Annotated in this window: 1 protein-coding gene; it reads right to left on the bottom strand. The window is 60.5% G+C overall.

What is annotated here, in order from left to right:
- A partial coding sequence (locus tag J9889_RS17585; RefSeq protein WP_210557521.1) for a terminase gpA endonuclease subunit occupies positions 1-1,204 on the bottom strand: 1,204 nt, incomplete at both ends.

Here is a 1,204-nt window from a genome sequence, read left to right as displayed (position 1 = left end):
AGGCAGCGGCCCGGATAGCGATGCAGGCACATCGGCCAGGCGGGCGTAGATCACGTCCTTGGCGGTGTCGGTGCCGACCTCCGACAGGTAAACACCCTGCCGGTTCTTCTTGCGCGGGAAGGTGATGATGGGTTTGCCCATCACCGTGGCCCCCTTGATAGGGATATATTTGCGCGGGTTGCGGCGACAGAACTGATAGACCTCATCGGTGTAGTGACCACCCGAGTCAATCAGCACCAGGCCGATATCCATCACCTCACCGTTGGCCTTGATAAACTGGCGCGAGAACTGCTCGTGCAGTCGATCCCAGATCTCGGTGTGCCCGAGGTTGCCGTACAGGCGCTGGTAGTCGAGCACCCAATGCTCCTCCCCCACGCCCCAGCCGGTGATCTCGAACTCGAAACGGTCATCCTGGGTATCAGCCCCGACAGTGATATAGAGCACCCCATCAGGGACGGGGTGCGGCCATACCTCGCGGCGGGCGGCAAGCGCCTCCCACTCCAGTTTCTCACCGGTCTCCTCTTCCCAGGTCTCGCCCAGCGTGGTGTTGACGAAGGTCTTTAGCTTGCCCTGGTCATCCTTCGCTTTGAGGAAGTCAGAGACAATCCGCACCCATGTCGTCAGCGGGCTGTAGGCCGTCCAGATATGGAATGTCACCGACTCGGGAGGAGGGATCGGTTGGTCATCACTGTCGAACCAGTCGATGGAGTCCCGCGTCCAGATGCCGGTGCGCTCGCAGATCCAGCGTTCCACCGTCTCGTAATCCATCTCATGCTGGCGAATGGCGCAGCCATTTGCCTCGCACAGATAGAACGCCGAGTTGTGGTTGTTACCGTCCCACTTGATGCCGAACTCGGCATCGGGGCCGCCCCACTTGAGGTACTGCTCTGCATGGCAATGTGGGCACTTCACGTGATAACGCATCAGGTGCTGCGATTCGCTGGCCGCCCGCTCTATCTGGCACTGCCCCGCGATCTTGGGGGTAGAGCCACGGATTGATTTGGGGTGGGTCGAGCCCTCCATCCGCTTGTCACCGAGGAACGTGGGCGAACCCTCGTGATCGATGTCAGCATCGAAGGCGGCCAGCTCGTCATAGATACCGAAGTCGGGAGAGGCTTCTCGGTAGTTTGCCGCCGCTTTACCACCCCGGATCTCTAACCCTCGCCCGTTGGCGAATCGCTTGAGCTCCAGCGTGTTGTCTTTG

Origin of the sequence: Aeromonas sp. PrichA-15 (assembly GCF_017939245.1) — a bacterium.
In the GTDB taxonomy this organism is placed as follows: Bacteria; Pseudomonadota; Gammaproteobacteria; order Enterobacterales; family Aeromonadaceae; genus Aeromonas; species Aeromonas caviae.
This window is presented reverse-complemented; position numbering and strand designations above follow the sequence as displayed.